Source organism: uncultured Roseibium sp., from assembly GCF_947499295.1.
Taxonomy (GTDB): domain Bacteria; phylum Pseudomonadota; class Alphaproteobacteria; order Rhizobiales; family Stappiaceae; genus Roseibium.
In genome coordinates, this window is sequence record NZ_CANMNP010000112.1 from 1 (window position 1) to 822 (window position 822).

An 822-nucleotide genomic window follows, 5' to 3' on the forward strand; every position below is an offset into this window, starting at 1 on the left:
GTAGGATTTGAAGACGCGATTTGAGAGCCAGTTGTCTCGCATGAACTGCCAAATGTTCTCGACCGGATTGAGCTCCGGCGCTTTGGGCGGCAAAGGCAGGATCGTGATGTTGTTCGGCACTTGAAGCTTTCCGGTCATGTGCCATCCAGCCCGGTCCATCATGAGAACTGCATGCGCACCGGGAGCAACATGAGCAGAGATTTCATCGAGGTGAAGCTGCATCATGGCCGTGTTGCAACGGGGGACAACAAGACCTGCTCCCGTGCCCCTGGCCGGGCATATGGCGCCGAAGATCCATGCTGATTTCGTCCGCTGATCCTTTGGGGCTACGGGCCGGGTTCCCTTGCGCGCTCATCGCCTTGTGATCTTTGTATTCTGACCAACCCGGGCCTCGTCTTGCCACCAGATCTCTACCGGTGTCTGCGGACCCAAACGGGCTCTGAGGGCCTCGAGTTCCACGGGGAAACTTTATTAAAAGCCTCCAGCGCATGTTCGTTCTGGCCATGGTGGCGCGGACGGGCAGACAGCTTGACAATGCCCATATCCTTCAAGGCTCTACGCACCGTGCTTTCGGCGACGCTCAAGCCGAACTCATCATAGAGCCAGGCGACCAGATCCTTGATCCGCCAGCGGACCACCCCATGCACAGCAGGGATCGGTCCGGCTTCAAAAATCCGCGCCAAGGCCGCGCGGTGGTCTGCCTGGGTAGTTTCGCAAATCTATAGACCTTTCATTTTCTGCTGGTTTTCATTTCCAGCTGGGTCTCCATTTTGATGTTCCAAGGTACGTTTCGTTTCTTAGTTTCAAAGGCTCCCATTTTCC

1 pseudogene is annotated in these 822 nt (G+C 56.2%); it reads right to left on the minus strand.

Annotation, left to right across the window (positions count from 1 at the left end):
* Positions 1-686: pseudogene (locus tag Q0835_RS30005) on the minus strand (IS630 family transposase); the annotation flags it as partial.
* Positions 687-822: the final 136 nt, after the last annotated feature.